We start from the raw sequence: 17,618 nt of genomic DNA, 5'->3' as shown, positions 1-17,618 counted from the left end.
AATGACACCGAAGGGGAGCACACACTGATGGACGCCGACACAGAGACGTACCACTTCAGGATCGACGACGCGGATCCGTTCGGTGGAGTACTGGAGGCGGTCCAGTTCGTGAAGGGCCGGGACGCCCTCGAACTGGAACCCCTCGGACGCGTGGTCGACCCGGACGCCCTGGACACGCTGGTGTCCGGTTCGAGCGGCGTTTCCGTCTCGTTCACGGTCGACGGCCTCGAGGTCGAGGTGACCTCCGCCGGCGACATCTACGTCGCCGACACGACGCCCGACGCGTTCATCCACGAGTCGATCGACGGGGCGGCGAACGTCCTCCTGACGACGCACTCGCACTCCCACGAGGCCTGCGTGGACCTCCTGTCCGTCGCGCCGTACGACCAGGAGAACCTGCTGGGAGTGCTGCACGCACAGTCGTTCGATCGTCGCGTCTCCGCCTGGGAACAGTACATGGACGAACGACCGGCAGACACCGCCGCGATCAACCTCGGGGACTTCCCCCGGTCGTCGGCCGCCGCGACCACCCTGGAAGCGGCGAGTGGGCGCCCCGAATCATTCTCGTACATCCCGGACGCGAGCGACCTCCCGGAGCTGGCGGCGACGATTACGGAGCGCCTGGGAGCGCTGGCGGCGAGCGACCGACAGCTCGTCGTCTGCTTCGATTCGGTGACCAGGTTACTGCAGACCACGCCCCGAGAGCAGGCGCTGGAGTTCCTCCGTGCGACGACCGACCGGATGGCCACGGCGGACGCGGTCGCACACTACCACTTCGACCCGGAGCCGTTCGGCGAGGAGACGGTGTCGGCGGTAACCGACCTGTTCGACAGCCGCGTCGTCGTCGACGACGGCGGCGACTGGACCGTCCAGTAACCGCAGCTCTGCAGTCGCTTCCAGACGTTCTAGCGCGCGACCACTGACGGACCGAGCCGCAGCTATCGCCGAGCGCGCCAGGCGCTGAATCCCAGCGCACCGAGGCCGGCGCCGGTGAGCGCGCCGAGACCGACGAGTGAGCCGATTCCGTCGTCGGCCGAGTCGGTCGCCCCCGACGCCGCCGATGTCTGTTCCGACCGGGTCGGATCCGCCCCCGTCGGATCCGGGAAGAGGTACAGCCCACCGGCGCCGCCCTCGTCACCGGGGGACTCCCAGCTGCTGGCGAGGAAGAACTCGCCGGGCACGCCCCGCTGGGCCGTCCAGAACTTCGTCTGGTTCCCGTCGCGCCAGTGAAACAGCTCCCGCGGCGTCGACGGCTCGGAGACGTCGTGGACCTTCACGCCGCCCTGGTACCACGAAGAGTAGCACCGGCCGTCGGCGAGTTCGAAGTTGTGGGCCGTCGTCCAGACACCGGAGCGCGTCGGGTCGGGCGACGGCGGCGGGTCGATGGAACCCCGTTCGCGCGGGTCGGTCGGGTCGGAGACGTCGTAGAGGTGAATGCCGCCGGGGCCATCGTCCGAATTCGCGCCGTCGTCGTCGGCCCACGACTCCACGCCGACACCCAGCAAGGTTCCTCCGTCGTCGACGGTGACGAAGTGGTCGTTGCCGGGCAGCGCCGTCGCCTCCCGGGAGGCGTTCTCGACGGCGGCGAGTTCCTCGACAGGCCGACCGCGGACGCGCGAGACGACTGCGGGACTGGCCGGGTCCGACACGTCGAGGATCCAGGTGCCGGCGTCCCAGTGAGCCAGGTAGGCGAGACCGTCGGCGACCCACACGTCGTGGAGGACGCGCATGACGGGTTCGACGTCCGCCCAGGCGTCGTCGTGGTCCAGCAGCGACCACCTGCCCAGTTCGTCGCCCGCGTCGGCGTCGACGGTCACCAGCCAGTTCGACTCGAAGTCGTTGGCCGTCAGGTAGGCGACGCCGTCGGTGAGGAAGGCGTTGTGGATGGGATACTCCGTCTCGTGGACGGCGACGCGTTCCGGGTCGGAGGGATCACCGACGTCGTAGACGACGGCGGCGTGGACGGCGTCGCGACCGCCGTTGGCCGGCCCGACGACGAGCAGACGGTCGCCATCGACCTTCACGTCCCAGATTCCCTCCATCGGGCCGTCTTCCTGGTCGTCGAGAACCGAATCCGTCCGGGAGACGACGGTCGGGTCGACCGGGTCGCTCGCGTCGACGACGGCGAACCCGTCGGTCGTCGCCAGGAAGACGGTCGTCCCGTCCCGGACGACCGCCTCCTTGGCGCCCGTGAGGCGGAGCGATCCGAGCGGGTCCGGCCCCGTCGGCGTCTCGGAGACCGGCGTCCCCTTCCCCCCGCCGGACCCCTTCGGGTGTGCGCTGGCCGTCCCGACGCTCCCGAGGACGGCGCTTCCACACGCAGCCCGGAGGAACGACCGGCGATGCATGTCCCACACTGGGGCGTCCGAACGTAGAAACGTTGCGCTCGTCTGCAGCGGACCGTGCCGACGAACGCATAGCTAGAGTGATACGAGCGACAGACAGAGGTGTCCCGGCGCCCTACTGTGCATATGGCGTCAGATCCGACCGACGGACCGCGAGCCGACGACCGAACCACCACCGAAGACGCCGCCCACACCGAGGACCCGACGCAAGTCGACGACCAGCAGCGCGTCGCGGAGCCCCATCACTCCGAGGACCCCGCCGTCGAGGCCCTCCATCGCGTCGAACTCGGCCTGGAGTGGTTCCACCGCGCCCACGGCCACCTCGTCGCCTTCCACCACAACACCGGTCACGCGATGGACCACTTCGCCGCCGCCGAGGCGTTGCTGCGCGACCAGGGTGAAGACGAACTGGCGGACGAACTCCGCGACGACTTTCTCCCCTGCGGCGTGCTCGACGACCGCTGGTCCTACGACGTGCTGGAGACGTTCCAGGCCGGCCTGCTCGACGACGCCGAGGGTTTCGAGAAGCGAGCGCGCGAGCGTCTCGCCGACGGCGACCGCCACGTCGCCGAACGGGCCCAGGAGAAGGCCTGGAAGGGACGCGCCGAAGAGGAGTGAGGCGGAGTGAGGGTGCGTCTCTGCGTTCTATCTGCTGAGGGAGTCAACTACTGGGTTGAGCAGGTCGTTCTGAGAACGCAACCCCGAACGGGAACAACAAAGGAAAGCCCCGACTGGCTCCGGTCCCGCGGCTTGCTGCGCGCCTCGCTCACTCCGTTCGCTCGGTGCTTGCTACGCCGGGGTTCCCGGAGCCAGCCGCCCCTTTCAGTCCCGCCTATTTCTCCTGACGAACCAGCCGAAGTGGGTGGACTGAAAGGGGCCGACCGCTCGGTGAGCGAGATCGTTCGAAAGGCGCTGCGCGCCTTTCGTGATGACGAGAGAGCGAAGCTCTCTCGAACCAACCCGCAAGCACGGCCGAAGGCCGCGCGCAGCGCGGTTCGCAGCCACCGAGCGGGAGGGGGCTTTCGTGCTGTTGTCATGTAACTCCTGTGCGCGTCCCTACCCCTACTGCTCAACCCAGTAGTTCTACCGCTCACGCACGTTCTCGCCCTGGTGGTCGGTGAACGTCTCGTCGCCGCTCACAGTGTCCCGCTCGTAGACGATTTCGCCCCGGACCATCGTCAATTCCGGGAACACGCCGGTGAACCCCTCGAACGGCGTCCAGTCGACCTTCGTGTGCATGTTCTCCCCGCGGATCTCGCGGTCGTCGTCCGGGTCGACGAGCACCAGGTCGGCATCGTTCCCCACTTCGATAGCCCCCTTCCGTGGCAGGTCGAACACGTCGGCGGGATTCGCCGCGGTGAGGTCGCGGACGCGCTCGTAGGAGAGGTGCCCCTGCCTCGCCTCTTCGAGGAGGAGCGGGAGCGCCGTCTCGACGCCGGGGACGCCCGACGGCGCGTCCCAGATCGAGGCGTCCTTCTCCTCGCGCGTGTGGGGCGCGTGGTCCGTCGCGACCATATCGACGGTCCCGTCGACGACCCGGTCGTACACTGCTGCGCGTCGCTCCTCGCTCCGCAGCGGCGGGTTCATCCGGCCGAACGTCCCGAGTTCCGCCAGGTCGTCGCGCGAGAGGAACAGGTGGTGGGGCGTCACTTCGCAGGTCATCCCCGCGTCGGCGGCGATATCGATGCCCTCGGGCGTGCTCGTGTGCGCGACGTGGATGGTGGCGTCGTGCTCGGCGGCCACGCCGCAGGCTCGTTCGACGGCGACTTCCTCGGCCTCGGCCGTCCGGAACGCGCTCCAGGCGTCGGCGTCGTCGCGATCTCTGGCTTCCTCGCTAAACAGCGTCGCGTCCTCGGCGTGGACCGTGACGGTTCGACCCGTTTCGGTGGCTCTCACCAGCGCGTCCTCGAACAGGTCGGCGTCGATGCCCATGTCGCCCGTCGAGTCGGCGAGGAACACCTCGCCGAGGGCGAACAGCGGCTGGTCGAGGAGGCCGTCGGGGTCCCACGATTCGGTGACGCCGCCGTTGATGCCGTAGTCGACGACGGATTTCCCGGCGAGGGAGTCCTTCGCCGCGACCGCGTCGGCGTCGATCGTCGGCGGGTCGGTGTTGGGCTGGTCGACGACGGTGGTGACGCCGCCCGCTGCAGCGGAGCGCGAGCCCGACGCCCACGTCTCCTTGTGCGAGTAGCCGGGCTGGCGGAAGTGGACGTGGACGTCGATCATCCCCGGGAAGAGCCGCCGGTCCGTCGCGTCGACGACGCGCTCGTCGTCGTGAGGTTCGAGGGCCGACTCGACGGCGGCGATGGTCTCGCCTTCGACGCGGACGTCGCGCTCGGACCCGTCTGGAAGCGTCGCGTTCCGGATGAGCATATGGTTGGCTCCTCGGCGGCCAGACCTACGTGTTTCGGAGTCACGACTGCGGACGGTGATATGTCTGCGTGCCACGACAGCTCGACGCAGTTTCACAGGGGGCCGCTCGTCAAGCGTCCCCTGTAGCGTGCATCTCATCGGCCATCATGTAAACGAATGGTAGCGTATCGGCACGTCGATCGTACGTACCACGTAACCAGAGAGACCGTGTCAAATCGAACCGTAAAGTTTCTCGGCTCGTCTCAGGCGCTCGTAAAATGGGGATGAAACGAATTCGATCGTCGAAATCGGGTTAATTGTTCCGAACCGTCGCTAAATAGAGCAAAGCGACTCGCGTATATAACATCCACTGGGTGTAACCGGAGACCGAAGCCAATGAGCGCAACAGCACCCCCCGCGGCTGTCGAGGAATCGCCCGCCGACTGCGCCGAGAGTGACTCCAAGGCCGAGCGCCTGCATGCGTATCTGGCCGAAGAGACCGCAAAGCAGGGTGAACTCTACGTCAAAGGCAAGTTCATCGCCGACGACGTCGGCATGTCGCCCCAGGCGATCGGACAGCTGATGATCCGTCTCCAGGAGTCCGCGCCAGCTCTCGAGATCGAGAAGTGGTCCTACACGAACGCGACCACCTGGCGCGTAACGACCGCGCAGTCCGCCTGAGGTGCTAGAATGGCTATGTCCCCGTCCACCCTCCACGAAACCGTCGTCGACACCGCCCGAGACGAGGGCCTCGGCGTGCGCGTCCGCTCGGCCCTCGCGGAGTACCTGCGCCTCGTCTCGTCGCGGTCGGACGAGCGGAGCGAAGCGACCGACGAAGAGGTACGGAACGCGATTCGAGCCCTCGAACGGGACTGAACGCGGTTTCGTCTCTCGCGGATTGCTCGCGGCCCCTCCACGCCCCCTTGCTGACGGCCCTCCGAAGCAATTCTATCGTTCGGACTCCGCGCCGAACGCCCTCGCGACGGCGTCGACCACTCTCTCCGGAGTGGTTTCGCCGTCAGTCCACGCGGTCAGACTTCCGACGCTCGCCGGGTCGAACGGCACGTCGAGCGCGTCGTAGACGGAGTCGAGAACGTCGGCAATCGCCGCGGCGTCGGTGACGACCACCACGCCTGCCACGACAGCGACGTCCTGGCGGACGCGCTGGGCGACGCCGGCGACCTTGCCGTCGTCTATCTGTAGCGAGTGGCTCCCCGGACAGAACGAGTTCGGCGGTTCGCCGCGTTCGACGGCGGCGCCGCAGTCGACGAGGGCGCTCTGGAGTGCGTCGAGCGCGCGGTCGTAGCGGGCACCGATGCCGCGCCGGTGGTCGTCGACGGTTTCGGCCAGTGCGAAGGCGACGGTCGTCCCGGTGTATGCGACTGCCCGGCCCCCGACCTCGCGTTCGCGGACGACGAAGTCCCGCTGTAGTGCGAGTTCCCTGGCCCGCTCGTAGCCGTCGGTGCGGCGGTCGCGCCGGCCGAAGACGACCTGGCGATGGGGCGTCCAGACTCTGAGGGCCGGTTCGTCGGTGTCGGCGGCGTCGCTGACCATCTCGCGGGTGCGCCGCTGGTCGGTCTCGGGGTCACTCGCTCGACCGCGGAACAGGCGCATACCCAGGCTTCCCGCGCGACCGGCAAAACAGATGTGGCGTGCAGGTGGACTCCCGGTGTCGCGACGCGCTGGTCCACGCTCCCGCAGACGCGCCGCCTCACTCGTCAAGACATGGTCCGGGCTGGCCCCGTGTTCGTACTTGAACCCTCGGCGTCGGGAGGTTGAAGCCCGGCCAGGACCGACTGGGGGGTAGATGCCCGAGTCGCCGGTGACGCTCCACGCCGAGGTACTCGACCAGTACCGGCGGTTCTCGCTCTACAACTCGCCGTTCGTCGCCCACGACGACGGGCGCGCTATCGACCTCTATCCCGAGGGTGAGACGGCACCGTCACCAGTCGCTGGCGAGGTTGTAGACGTGAAGCGCGTGCGAGCGCCACCGAAGGCCTACGCCGCCGAACACGACTGGCTCGTGCTGGTGGACACTGGCGAGTACGTCGCCCGGATCCTCCACGTCGAGCCGACCGTTGAACCGGGAGACAGCGTTGGGTTCGGGGATCCGCTGGGTCGCCTGGTTCGGGCTGGCTTTTTCGCCCCGTGGGTTCCGAACCACGTCCACCTGGAGTTTCGCGATTCGGGGATGGATCCCTACCGCGCGAGCGGTTCGGAGCGCCTGACCGTCGCCGTCGACGTCGAACCGCTTCCCTGGGACGGCACCGGGACGGTGGTCGAGACGGGCGATACGTGGGCGCGCCTCGATGAACCCGCGCATCCGGCGCCTGGCGAGCGATTCGTCGGGTTGGCAAACGGATTCGGTGCTGGCTCGGACGCCGGCGTCCTCGACGGCGGCCTTCCCCACTACGACGGCGGCGGACTGCTGTTCGGTGACGACGGCAGCCGGGTTGCCGTCGCGGGAACCGAGGTCGGGACGGCGAGGGGCCGCAACGTCCACTGGAACGACGTCGATGTTCTCGCAAACGGCGACCCGGTGACCGGCATCGCGCTCTTCTGTGCCCGCGACTCCTTCGGCGTGAAACTCGTCGGTGAGGCGGTGGACCTCACGGTGGGCGAGGCGGTGACCGTCTCGGTCGTCGATCACTCCTCGCCGTAGCGCTCGCGGTGGGCCGCATTCAGGCGCTCGTACGCGTCGTCCTCACGCACCGCGTCGAGCGAGCCACGATAGGCCAGCGCGACGTCCATGCCGACGAAGTCGCCAGCGTCGCGGTACTCGCGGTACCGGTCGCAGATGGCGTCTGTGGCTTCCGTTGCCGCCGCCAGGTCGGTGATGGCCCAGAGCGGCAACAGTTCAGACTTGTACGGTTCGATCTTGAAGACGCCGCGCTCGTCGGGGGTGTGACGGTACCGGCCGGGCTCGTCGCGAAAGTTCACGTCGTACTCCGGGCCGTCGTCGACTTCTCCGACGTCGCCCCGGACGACGTCGTTCATCGGTCGGTCTCGAACGCCACGTCCTCTAGAGCCACCACGTCGCCGAACAACCAGTCGGCGTGGTCCAGCGCGTACTCGTGGTGAGCTTGCTCGATGTAGCCGATGGGGTCCTCGACCAGCACCGGGCGGTAGTCCCGGAGACCGGCACTGCCGGCGGTGTGGAGGACGCAGACGTTCGCGAGCGTGCCGCTAAAGAGGAGGTCGTCGATGCCGTGGGCGTCGAGCCACCCCTCTAGCTGAGTCTCGTAGAAGGCGTCGTAGGTGTGCTTGACGACGACGAGTTCCTCGTCGCGGTCCGTTCGCGGCTCCAGTTCCTCGACCAGTTCGGCCTCCCAGGACCCTTCGAGGACGTGCTCGCCCCAGCGCTCGAACTCGTCGTAGTAGTGGGCGTCCTCGAACTGCTCCGGCGGGTGGACGTCGCGGGTGAAGACGACGCTGGAGCCGGCCTCGCGGGCGCGCTCCACGAGGTCGACGCAGGGTTCGATGGCGTCCTCGCTGCCGGGCGCGTAGAGGCTGCCGTCGGGGTGACAGAAGCCGTTCTGCATGTCGACGACGACCACGGCGGTGCTGTCGGGGTCGAACTGGGTCATACGCGACGATTCGACGCGGACCCCAAACAGCGTTGCGCCGCGAACGAGGACTGAGTAGTCGGGAGAGACTGCGCGCCCTTTTTGAGCGTGGGTCCCCACCATCCGTCAATGCTGCGCGCCGTCCTGCTCGCCCTCTTGCTCGTCCTCGCCGGCTGCCAGGCGCCGGGCTTCCCCGGGTCGCCGGGTGCCGACTCCGGCACCGAGCCTGGCGACGGACCCACGACGACCGATAGCGCTTCCTCGTCCGATTCCACCGGAAACGACCGGATCCCCACCGGTGACGAGGTGCCCGAGGACCCCGAGAGCGACCGGCTCGGCTGGGAGAACGGCTACTGGCACAACGAGTCCGTCGCCGTGACCTCCGCGAACGGCTACAACGAGAGCGAACTCGACGCCGTCGTCGCGCGGTCGATGGCCCGGATGGAACTCGTCCGCGGGCTGGAGTTCGAGGAGGAGGTGCCGGTGACAGTCATCGACCGGACGGAGTACCGGAACGAGTCGGGCGGAAACCACAGCGAGGCGCTGACGCGCTTCGACAACGCGAAGTTCGAGGCGCTGTTCCTCGTCGGCGAGCGAGACGACTCCATCGAGAGCCAGGAGTCGGCCCGGGGCGAGAGCGTGCTCGGCTACTACAGCCCCTCGCGCGACGAAATCGTCGTCGTCTCCGAGAGCGAGACCCCCCGGCTCGACGGCGAGGGGACGCTGGCCCACGAACTCGTCCACGCCCTCCAGGACCAGCACTTCGACCTTGCGGCCGACCCGGTGCGGACCCGCGACGCCCACCAGGGCCGCAACGGGCTGATCGAGGGCGACGCGTCGTTCGCGGAGCGACGGTACGCGAGCCACTGCGGCGAGGCGTGGGAGTGTCTGGACGCCGCCGAAAGCGGCGACGAGGAAGGAGGCGAGGAAGGGAGTGAAGGCGCCGGCGAGCAATCCGACAGCGCGCCCGGCCACCTCGGCATCCAGGTCCTGATGTACTTCCCCTACAGCGACGGGCCAGGCTTCGTCCAGTCGCTGTACGACGAGGGCGGCTGGGACGCCGTGAACGACGCCTATGACGACAAACCCCACGGCTCGCCCGAGGTCATCTATCCCGACCGGTACAGCGAGTGGGAGCCGGCCGACGTCGAACTACGGGACCGGTCGAGCGACGACTGGGAGCGCGTCGAGCCGCCGAACCGGCCGAACTACGCCGTTCCCGGCCAGTCGGCCATCGTCGCCACGCTCGCGTACACGCTCGCCGACGACTACGAGGACGCGGCAGTCGTCCGGCCGACGGACGTCATCAACTACCGGGAGAACGGCAGCGTCGACTCCAGAGACCCCTTCGACTACGACGTCGGCGCGGCGGCGGGCTGGGCGGGCGGGAAGATGTACGTCTACGAGAACGGCGCCGGCGAACTCGGCTACGTCTGGCGGACGAAGTGGGAGAGTCCCGACGAGGCCCGCGAGTTCGCCTCCTCGTGGACGGCCGTGGTCAAGCACTGGGGCGGCGAACGAGTGGGCCAGAACGTCTGGGGGATACGCGACAGTCAGTTCGCCGACGCCGTCCGAATCCGGCAACAGGGGGACACCGTGACCGTCGTCAACGCGCCCGACCGCGACGGGCTCTCGGAGGTGCACGATGCGTAGGGACAGCAGGCGGCCCCAGATGCGCAGGGGCTCACTGATACTCGTCGGCGTCGCGGTCCTGGCCGTCCTGGCCGGCTGTGGCGGCCTCGACAGCGCGGTCCACCAGCCACTGGGACAGGACCCCGCGACGGACCAGGTCGGCTGGGAGAACGGCTACTGGTACGACGAGTCCGTCGACGTGACGACCGAGGACGGGCTCAACGAGAGCGAGCGCGAGGCCGTGCTCGGCCGGACGATGGCCCGCGTCGAACAGATCCGCGACCTGGAGTTCGAGGGCAACGTCACCCTGGAGGTGATCAGCCGCGACGAGTACCGCAACCGCTCGACCGGGCTCGGCGTCTCGGGTGACCCGTGGAACGAGCAGGTCTGGGAGGGGCTGCTCCTCGTGGGCGAGGACCGCCAGGTCGAGGACGCCTTCGGCGACACGTTCAACAGCTCCGTCCAGGGCTACTACGCGCCGGGCAACGACAGCATCGTCATCGTCAGCGACTCGGAGACGCCGACCATCGACCGGGGGACGCTGGCACACGAACTCGTCCACGCGCTGCAGGACCAGGAGGGCGGCCTCGCCGGGAGTCCGCCGACGCAGGACCGACAGCTCGCCAGCCAGTCGGTCACCGAGGGCGAAGCGAACTACGTGCAGGCGCAGTACAGGAATCGCTGCGACAGCGGCCGCTGGCAGTGCCTGGAGAAGCCGCCGAGAGGGGCATCGAGCGGTGGCCAGGCCACCGACGGCGTCTTCCTGGTCATCTACCAGCCCTACGCGACGGGGCCGGCGTTCGTCGACCAGGTTCGCCAATCCGGCGGCTGGGACGCGGTGACCGACCTCTACGACGTACCGCCGAACAGCACCGAACAGGTGATCCACCCAGAGTCGTACCCCGACGAGCAACCAGCGAACGTCACCGTGGCCGACCGCTCGTCGGCGGAGTGGTCCCGCTTCGACCACGACCCGGTGGCGGACACCGTCGGCGAAGCGTCCATCTACGGGATGCTCGCCGTCCACGGCGAGGTGAACGTCCCGCGCGACGAGGTGTACGAGTATGAGAGTCGGCCGTCGGCTGGCTGGGCGGGCGACGCGCTGGTCCCCTACCACAACGGCTCCGGCGACGGGGCGGACGCCGCGGGCTACGGCTACGTCTGGGAGACCCGCTGGGACACCGAACGGGACGCCCGCCAGTTCGAGTCGGCCTACCGGTCCATCCTGGAGGGACGCGCCGCGGAACGACCGGGCGAGAACGTCTACGTCCTGCCCGAGTCCGACCCCTACGGCGACGCCTTCCGCGTGGTCCGGGACGGCCAGCGCGTCACCATCGTCAACGCGCCGTCCCGGATGGCCCTGTCGGAGATTCACGCGAGGAGCGGATGAGCCACACGTTCCAGCGACTCCCGCCGGCCGCCGCGATGGTGAAACTTTTTTGAAGCGTTCGGCGAGAGGAGTCTAGCGAATGCGCCTCCCACGCCCCACGAGACGGTTCCTGCTCCTGTGCTGTCTCGCCGTCCTCCTCGCGCTTGCCGGCTGCCAGTCCGGGTCGGACGGCGGCGACGGCGTCACCCACGTCGAGCGACCGGACCCCGAGTCGGATCGGCTCGGCTGGGAGGACGGCTACTGGCACGACGACCCCGTATCGATCAACGAGAGTGACGGCTACAACGAGTCCGAGATCGAGGCCGTCGCCGCGCGGACGATGGCCCGCATCGAGGTTATCCGGGACCTCGAGTTCGAGGAGGACGTCTCCGTCGAACTGGTCAGCCAGGCCGAACACCGCGAGCGCGGGACGGGCAATCACAGCCTCTCGGCGCGCCACGACGCCTACCACGCCCAGGTGTGGGAGGCAGCGCTCATCCTCGGAGAGGACACCTCGCCGTCCGAGGCCCGCCAGAGCGTCTCCTCGGAGGCCGTCGCCGGCTACTACGATCCCTCGTCCGGCGAAATCGTCGTCGTCGGCAACGAGACTCTCGACACGGCGACGCTGGCTCACGAACTCACCCACGCCGTCCAGGACCAGCAGTTCGACCTCTCCGGGGACCCCGCCGTCCGCGACAGCTCGCGCGCCCGGACGATGGTCATCGAGGGCGACGCCGACGCCGTGGAGTCGCGCTACGTCGATCGCTGTGGCCACAACTGGTCCTGTGCGGGATCGGTCGGTGAGGGGCTCGACTTCGACGCGTTCGTCCAGCTCAGCGAGATGCTCGTCTGTGAGTTCCTCCCGGACTGCGAGAACGGTCCGGATATCGACCAGGGCTACATGCTGACGTTCGCCCAGCCCTACCGGATCGGCCCCGAGTTCGTCGAGGGCGTCCACGACGACGGTGGCTGGGACGCCGTGAACGATCTCCACGGGAACTACCCCGCGAGCACCGAGCAGGTGATCCACGCCGAGAAGTACCCCGACGATGAGCCGGTGAACGTCACCGTCGAGGACCGCTCGACCGACGAGTGGTCCCGCTTCGACCACGAGCCCGTGGCCCAGACGCTGGGCGAATCCATCCTCTACGTGACCTTCTACGACAACGGCGCCCTGAACGGCACCCGGAACTACTCCGCCGCCCCCTCTGCCGGGTGGGCGGGTGACGCGCTCGTGCCCTACCACAACGGGACCGTCGACGCCAACGAGAGCAGCGAGTCCGAAGCGTACGGCTACGTCTGGAAACTGGAGTGGGACACCGAACAGGACGCCCGGGAGTTCGACGACGCCTACCGGTCCATCCTCGCCGACCGGGCCAACGCGAGCGCAGGACAGGACGTGTACGTCCTGCCCGAATCCGACCCTTACGGCGACGCCTTCCGCGTGAGTCGGGACGGGACGACCGTCACCATCGTCAACGCGCCGGCGCGTTCGGACCTGTCCGAGATTCACGCGCCTGTCGAGGAGTGAGTGAGATACTGGATCGGGCGAGAATATCCACAATCCCCAGCACACGAGACGACTACCGCCAACAGGTCGAAAGCCCTCGGCACGCTCGACTCGCGCGGACGCCGCTGCGCGCTTCACTTCGTTCCAGTGCTTGCGGGTCCGTGCTTCGCCGACCGCACCTCGCCCTTTCAGTCCACCGGAAGACTCACTCCGTTCGTCTTCCGAGCCCTGCTTTGCTTCGCTCAGCAGGACACCAGGTCAGCACAGCACCGCAGCCCTTCCCTTCCCCTTCCACGCGAGCGAAGCGAGTGTGGGCTCGAAAGACGAGGTGTGCCGAGTCTTTCGGTGGGTCGCGCGATGAAACGCGCTCCCGGCCGACCACCGCGCGGTTGCAGAAGGAAGCGTGTCGCGCCGCCAGGCGCGACCGGGGAGGGATGGGGAGTCAACCGCGAGCGCCCCTGTGGCGCGAGCAACGCTGGCCTGGAGGACTGAAAGGGCGAGGCGGGGTCGACGAAGTCCGACGAAGCAAGCACCGCAACGGAGTGAGGAGCGCAGCGAGTCGCACGAGTCGAGCGCGCCGAGGGCTTTCAACTTCTTGGCAGTGACTTTCTTGACTGCTCGCGATCGGGGCGAAGTTGTTCATCCGGTCACTCCTCCACAGTCAACCTCACATGAGCAAACCCAGCAAGCAACGCCCGAGTAGGTCCCTTTTTTCTCACAGGCGGGCTAAGCGGCGGTATGGACCAGGCATTCGACGTCGTCCCGCCCGAAGCTATCGCGGAGGGGCGGGCGACCGACGCCTACTTCGACCGGACGGTCGAGGCGCTGGAACACGCGGGCAAAAATCCGGACGTCGTCGCGGAGGTGACGGCCGACCAGTTCCCGACGGGCGAGTGGAATCTCCTCGCGGGAGTCGAGGACGCCGCAAATCTCCTCGCCGGGTACGACGTGGACGTCGACGCCGTCCGAGAGGGGCGGCTGTTCGACGGCGGGCCAGTCATGCGAATCGAGGGCGAGTACCTGGAGTTCTGTCGGCTCGAAACTGCCCTCCTCGGATTCCTCTCCCACGCCACGGGCATCGCGACGAGTGCACTCGAAGTCAGACGCGCCGCCCCCGACTCGCAGGTGCTGAGCTTCGGATCCCGGCACGTCCACCCGTCGCTTGGCGCCGTCGTCGAGCGTTCGGCGCTGATCGGCGGCCTCGACGGCATCTCCAACGTCGCTGCCGGGGAGATCATCGGAACGGAAGCCAGCGGGACGATGCCCCACGCCCTGGTAATCGCCTTCGGTCGCGGGAACCAGGAGGACGCCTGGACCGCCTTCGACGAGGGCGTCGGCCCGGACGTCCCCCGCGTCGCGCTGTGTGACACTTACTCCGACGAAGTGGACGAGTCGCTCCGGGCGGCCGCGACCATCGACGACCTGGACAGCATCCGGATCGACACGACGGGGTCTCGCCGGGGCGACTTCCGCCACATCCTGCGTGAGGTTCGCTGGACGCTCGACGCCCACGGCCACGACGATATCGGCATCTTCGCGAGTGGCGGCCTCGGCCCGGCCGAACTCCGGGACCTCCGCGACGTCGTGGAGGGTTTCGGCGTCGGGAGCCACGTCAGCAACGCCGACCCGCTGGACTTCGCGCTCGACATCGTCGAACTCGACGGCGAGCCCGCGGCCAAGCGCGGGAAGCTGACCGGGAAGAAGGAGGTGTACCGCACGCCGGACGGCGGCCACCACGTCGGCCTCGCGAGTCGGGAGGGCCCGGAAGACGGAGAGGCGCTGCTCGAACCGCTGATCCGCGACGGCGAGATCGTCCGGGAGTTCGACGTCGACGAGGCCAGCGAGCGGGCACGGATGGACGCGGAACTGGTGGGATTCGGCGACGAGTGGGTGTGAAAGCGACGAGAGGGTGTGAAAGCGACGAGTGGGCGTGAGAGAGCGGGTCTACAGTCTGCTCGACGTCCAGTTCACGGCGACGGTCGTGCCGGCCTCGACGCGGTCGGTCGGCGTGACCGCGATGACGCGGGCCCAGGTGCCGCCAGCCGGTGCGGTGTAGTTCTCGCCGCCGCAGTAGCAGGCCACCGAGAGGTACGGGTCCGTCTCCCGGTGGCCGTCGTACGGATGCCCGGTCCGCTCCCACGCGCTCCAGTCGAGGTCCCGGTCGCCGTCGTGCCGAGCGACGAGGGTCACTGCGAGCGCTTCGCCGACCGGCGTCGTCCCGTAGTGGACGTCCTCGTGCTCGGTGTCGACGGTCGGCAGGGCCTCGGGTTGATCCGGAACGAGGGGCACGTCCGAGAGGTCCTGCGTGTCGTAGGTCTCGGTGTCGTGGACCGTGGCGTCCTCGGCCGCGGGGTAGACCTCCGTCGTGAACGGTAACGAGGAGTCCTCGAGGCGGAAGCCGACGAGCACCTCGTCGTCCGGGGCGGACGTGGCCTCGACGAGCGTGGCGTGGACCTGCGTCGGGTTCTCGACGAACGTCACGTCGACCGACGGCGTGCTCTCCGTGTGTCCGTTGCCGTCGTCCTGGGTTCCAGTCTCCGTCTCGCTCCGTGACGGCGTTCCGCTCTCGGTCGCCGTATCGGTCGTCGTCTCGGCGTCTGTGGGGGAACCGGACGACGCGTCCGTCGGTTCGTCGGCGGTGCCGTCGCCGAACGCACCGCAACCGGCGAGGCCGGCCAGCGCGACGCCACCGATCGTTCGCACGGCTCCGCGTCGAGTGAACTGACGCTTCTCGTCCATAGTCGACCCTTCCCCGGACGACGGTTATACCCTGAAGACGGTTTCGCGGGAATAAACGGCAGCTAAGGCGAGACGCTCAGGCGTGGCCGCGACGCCCGCAATACCCGCGAAGAGCGCCGATATCGAGTTGTCTCGGCCAACGATCGGGGGACTTATCGACCGTCTAGAGACGGCGACGGACCCCGACGAACCGGAGTAGTTGACGGCCACCCGGCGAACACGCCAAAGGGCCGTTCGGCCGTACGCTCCACCGCCATGCTCGAACTCTACCAGGCCGAGGGCTGTCCCCACTCCGAGACGGTTCGCGAAACGATGACCGACCTGGGGCTGTCCTACGTCGTCCACAACCCGCGCCGACCCGGCAACGAGGGCGGGGAAGTCCTGAACGAGCAGGTCCAGGCCGAGATGGAGGCCGTCGCCGGGGAGGACCAGATCCCCTTCCTCGTCGACCACCAGCACGGGGAGACTCTCCTGGGGAGCGACGACGTCGTCGACTACGTCGAAGACCGCTACGCCGGCTCGCGACGGGAGTGATGTCCTGATCCCGACGGGATGACGTTCCGGGCGTGCGCCGGACCGAACGCCTTATTCTCCCGGATTTACTAGACTGACTCGGCAGAGGGAGCCCGGCCTCCGTCGCCCGGACCGCTATGCGCTAGGGCGATGAGGAAAGTCCCCCCACCAGCCGGGCAGGTGACCGGACGCAAGTCCGGGGCGGGAGACCGTCGGCTATGGAACAGAAACGAGACCGCTCCGCAGGACCGATGAGGTGCGCGAACCCGGACCGACGCGGCTTCGGCCGATAAGAGACGGGGAGCTAACCCACCGAGGACTGACTGCGGAGAACGGATGGAACGGCGAATCCTCACTGGTGCAAGTCCGCGCCGACAGGTAGCCCGGTTCCCGCGCCTTCGGGCGCGTGGGCGCGGACGCTCAGCCGAATGCCGGGCCGAACAGAAGGGGGCTTACTCCCCTCAGCCGCTTTCGATGCGCGAGTAACTACGTTCTCTTCTGTATTGTCGTGAGAACGGCAATAACTGTGACAGCGAACAACCCGAAAGTCCCCGTTGGCTCTGGGGCCGCGACTCGCTGCGCGCCTCACTTCGTTCGGTGCTTGCTTCGTCGGGGCACCACAGAGCCAACGGCCCCTTTCAGTCCGCCCGTTTATCCCGATCAATTCGCCGATAGGTGGGACTGAAAGGGGCGGCCGCTTCGAGGAACCCGGACTAAGCCAACACCGCAGGACGAAGTCCGAAGAGCACAGCGAGGCCCGGGACTCGAAGCGGCCAGAGCTTTCGGGTTGTTCGCTACGGTACCTCCGGTATCGGTTTCTCGTGCGATTTTCCTGCTATCACTGCCCACACGTTGATTAGGATCCGCGCCCTGAATGACGTGTGGACCGCCAGCGCCTCGAATCGGAGTTCGCCGACCAGTACGACGCAGACGAGGAGACGCGTCGCGTCGTCGCCCGCCAGGTCCAGGACCTGGCCGACTCCGAACGCATCACCGAGGACTTCGGCTTCGACCTGACCGTCGACGACGTCCTGGCGAACCTCGCCGACGCCCCCGACGACCACTCGCTCGCCCAGCGGTGGAACTGGTGGATGAACGCGCTCGAACTCTCCCACGGCGGGTACGAGCGCTTCCACGTCCGCCAGGACCTGGTGGAGTAGGCCGTCGCGCTGGCCGTTCTCCGTCCGATAACGGACCGGCGAGAGAATTCTGCTCGCCGTTCACGTGTCCGAAGGTTCCTCCCTGCGGTCGGAACCTTCCTGCTCGCGGGTCACTCCGTTCCCCGCTCGCTCGTTCGGAGGTCTTCACTGCGTTCAGACCTCCCTGCTCACGGCTCCCGCTGGTCGCCGTTCGCAAGTCCGAGGGCGCGCTTCGCGCGCCCTCCACCCGCCAGCCGTCTAGAATACCGACAGCCCGTGTTCGTCCCGTGCGTGCTCGAGGAGCTCGTCCGTGGTGTCGAATCGTTCACCACAGCTGCACGTGTGATACGTCGATGTCGACTGGCGTGTCGCCATACACGTTCTTCTTCGTACCGTATCATAATGAATGTTTATGTGATATGCGATACCGTAACATGAACGGTTGCTAACAAA

At 67.9% G+C, this 17,618-nt stretch carries 17 protein-coding genes and 1 other RNA gene; 12 read left to right on the top strand and 6 right to left on the bottom strand.

Annotation, left to right across the window (positions count from 1 at the left end; all coding sequences use genetic code 11):
- Positions 1-27: 27 nt before the first annotated feature.
- Positions 28-876 carry a DUF7504 family protein gene (locus tag AC5FRV_RS17635; RefSeq protein WP_493562396.1) on the top strand — a complete coding sequence of 283 codons (849 nt, stop codon included), beginning with the start codon at positions 28-30 and terminating at the stop codon, positions 874-876.
- Between the two features lie 62 nt (positions 877-938).
- Here AC5FRV_RS17635 and AC5FRV_RS17630 read toward each other — a convergent pair whose 3' ends face one another.
- The gene (locus AC5FRV_RS17630; RefSeq protein WP_493562395.1) at positions 939-2,348 is read right to left on the bottom strand and encodes an LVIVD repeat-containing protein; all 1,410 of its coding nucleotides are present in this window, start codon (positions 2,346-2,348) and stop codon (positions 939-941) included.
- A 123-nt stretch (positions 2,349-2,471) separates the two neighbouring features.
- On the opposite strand from AC5FRV_RS17630, the gene AC5FRV_RS17625 reads away from it, so the two are divergent.
- Positions 2,472-2,963 (top strand): hypothetical protein, encoded by a 492-nt coding sequence (locus tag AC5FRV_RS17625; protein WP_493562394.1) that lies wholly within the window; start codon positions 2,472-2,474, stop codon positions 2,961-2,963.
- A 465-nt stretch (positions 2,964-3,428) separates the two neighbouring features.
- Here the strand turns inward: AC5FRV_RS17625 and AC5FRV_RS17620 are convergent, their stop codons facing one another.
- Complete coding sequence (locus AC5FRV_RS17620) at positions 3,429-4,718, bottom strand: dihydroorotase (protein ID WP_493562393.1); 1,290 nt, start codon at positions 4,716-4,718, stop codon at positions 3,429-3,431.
- A gap of 375 nt (positions 4,719-5,093) precedes the next feature.
- On the opposite strand from AC5FRV_RS17620, the gene AC5FRV_RS17615 reads away from it, so the two are divergent.
- Both AC5FRV_RS17615 and AC5FRV_RS17610 read left to right on the top strand, forming a co-directional pair.
- Positions 5,094-5,378, top strand: a complete 285-nt coding sequence (locus AC5FRV_RS17615) for a DUF7123 family protein (RefSeq protein WP_493562392.1) — start codon at positions 5,094-5,096, stop codon at positions 5,376-5,378.
- Between the two features lie 15 nt (positions 5,379-5,393).
- On the top strand, positions 5,394-5,573 hold the full coding sequence (locus AC5FRV_RS17610; RefSeq protein WP_493562391.1) for a hypothetical protein: 180 nt from the start codon (positions 5,394-5,396) through the stop codon (positions 5,571-5,573).
- Between the two features lie 72 nt (positions 5,574-5,645).
- Here AC5FRV_RS17610 and AC5FRV_RS17605 read toward each other — a convergent pair whose 3' ends face one another.
- Positions 5,646-6,311, bottom strand: coding sequence for a lipoyl protein ligase domain-containing protein (locus AC5FRV_RS17605; RefSeq protein ID WP_493562390.1), 666 nt, complete (start codon positions 6,309-6,311; stop codon positions 5,646-5,648).
- Positions 6,312-6,504: 193 nt separating this feature from the next.
- On the opposite strand from AC5FRV_RS17605, the gene AC5FRV_RS17600 reads away from it, so the two are divergent.
- Positions 6,505-7,359, top strand: coding sequence for a DUF8155 domain-containing protein (locus AC5FRV_RS17600; RefSeq protein ID WP_493562389.1), 855 nt, complete (start codon positions 6,505-6,507; stop codon positions 7,357-7,359).
- Here AC5FRV_RS17600 and AC5FRV_RS17595 read toward each other — a convergent pair.
- Together AC5FRV_RS17595 and AC5FRV_RS17590 are read right to left on the bottom strand one after the other, a co-directional pair.
- Positions 7,344-7,694, bottom strand: a complete 351-nt coding sequence (locus AC5FRV_RS17595; protein WP_493562388.1) for a DUF4385 family protein — start codon at positions 7,692-7,694, stop codon at positions 7,344-7,346. The two genes, AC5FRV_RS17600 and AC5FRV_RS17595, sit on opposite strands and share 16 nt — an antisense overlap.
- Positions 7,691-8,284 (bottom strand): cysteine hydrolase family protein, encoded by a 594-nt coding sequence (locus AC5FRV_RS17590; RefSeq protein WP_493562387.1) that lies wholly within the window; start codon positions 8,282-8,284, stop codon positions 7,691-7,693. The genes AC5FRV_RS17595 and AC5FRV_RS17590 overlap by 4 nt, the downstream gene beginning before the upstream one ends.
- Before the next feature lie 108 nt (positions 8,285-8,392).
- Between AC5FRV_RS17590 and AC5FRV_RS17585 the strand changes: the two genes are divergently transcribed.
- The 4 genes from AC5FRV_RS17585 (at position 8,393) to AC5FRV_RS17570 (ending at position 14,670) form a co-directional block, all read left to right on the top strand.
- A complete protein-coding gene (locus AC5FRV_RS17585) occupies positions 8,393-9,916 on the top strand; it encodes an Hvo_1808 family surface protein (protein WP_493562386.1) in 1,524 nt (507 codons plus the stop codon).
- Between the two features lie 19 nt (positions 9,917-9,935).
- Entirely contained in the window at positions 9,936-11,285 is a 1,350-nt protein-coding gene (locus AC5FRV_RS17580) for an Hvo_1808 family surface protein (protein ID WP_493562443.1), read from the top strand.
- A 79-nt stretch (positions 11,286-11,364) separates the two neighbouring features.
- Positions 11,365-12,795, top strand: coding sequence for an Hvo_1808 family surface protein (locus tag AC5FRV_RS17575; protein WP_493562385.1), 1,431 nt, complete (start codon positions 11,365-11,367; stop codon positions 12,793-12,795).
- A gap of 717 nt (positions 12,796-13,512) precedes the next feature.
- Positions 13,513-14,670 carry a nicotinate phosphoribosyltransferase gene (locus tag AC5FRV_RS17570; protein WP_493562384.1) on the top strand — a complete coding sequence of 386 codons (1,158 nt, stop codon included), beginning with the start codon at positions 13,513-13,515 and terminating at the stop codon, positions 14,668-14,670.
- Positions 14,671-14,718: 48 nt separating this feature from the next.
- Here the strand turns inward: AC5FRV_RS17570 and AC5FRV_RS17565 are convergent, their stop codons facing one another.
- Positions 14,719-15,477 carry a hypothetical protein gene (locus AC5FRV_RS17565; protein WP_493562383.1) on the bottom strand — a complete coding sequence of 253 codons (759 nt, stop codon included), beginning with the start codon at positions 15,475-15,477 and terminating at the stop codon, positions 14,719-14,721.
- 291 nt (positions 15,478-15,768) lie between these two features.
- Here AC5FRV_RS17565 and AC5FRV_RS17560 point away from each other — a divergent pair, with 291 nt between their 5' ends.
- The 3 genes from AC5FRV_RS17560 (at position 15,769) to AC5FRV_RS17550 (ending at position 17,186) form a co-directional block, all read left to right on the top strand.
- Positions 15,769-16,047 (top strand): glutathione S-transferase N-terminal domain-containing protein, encoded by a 279-nt coding sequence (locus AC5FRV_RS17560; protein ID WP_493562382.1) that lies wholly within the window; start codon positions 15,769-15,771, stop codon positions 16,045-16,047.
- 80 nt (positions 16,048-16,127) lie between these two features.
- Positions 16,128-16,493: RNase P RNA component (rnpB, locus tag AC5FRV_RS17555), an RNA gene on the top strand.
- A gap of 414 nt (positions 16,494-16,907) precedes the next feature.
- Positions 16,908-17,186, top strand: a complete 279-nt coding sequence (locus tag AC5FRV_RS17550; RefSeq protein WP_493562381.1) for a WNWW family protein — start codon at positions 16,908-16,910, stop codon at positions 17,184-17,186.
- Positions 17,187-17,618 lie beyond the last annotated feature (432 nt).

It is taken from the genome of Halomicrobium sp. HArcel3, from assembly GCF_058933135.1.
This window is presented reverse-complemented; position numbering and strand designations above follow the sequence as displayed.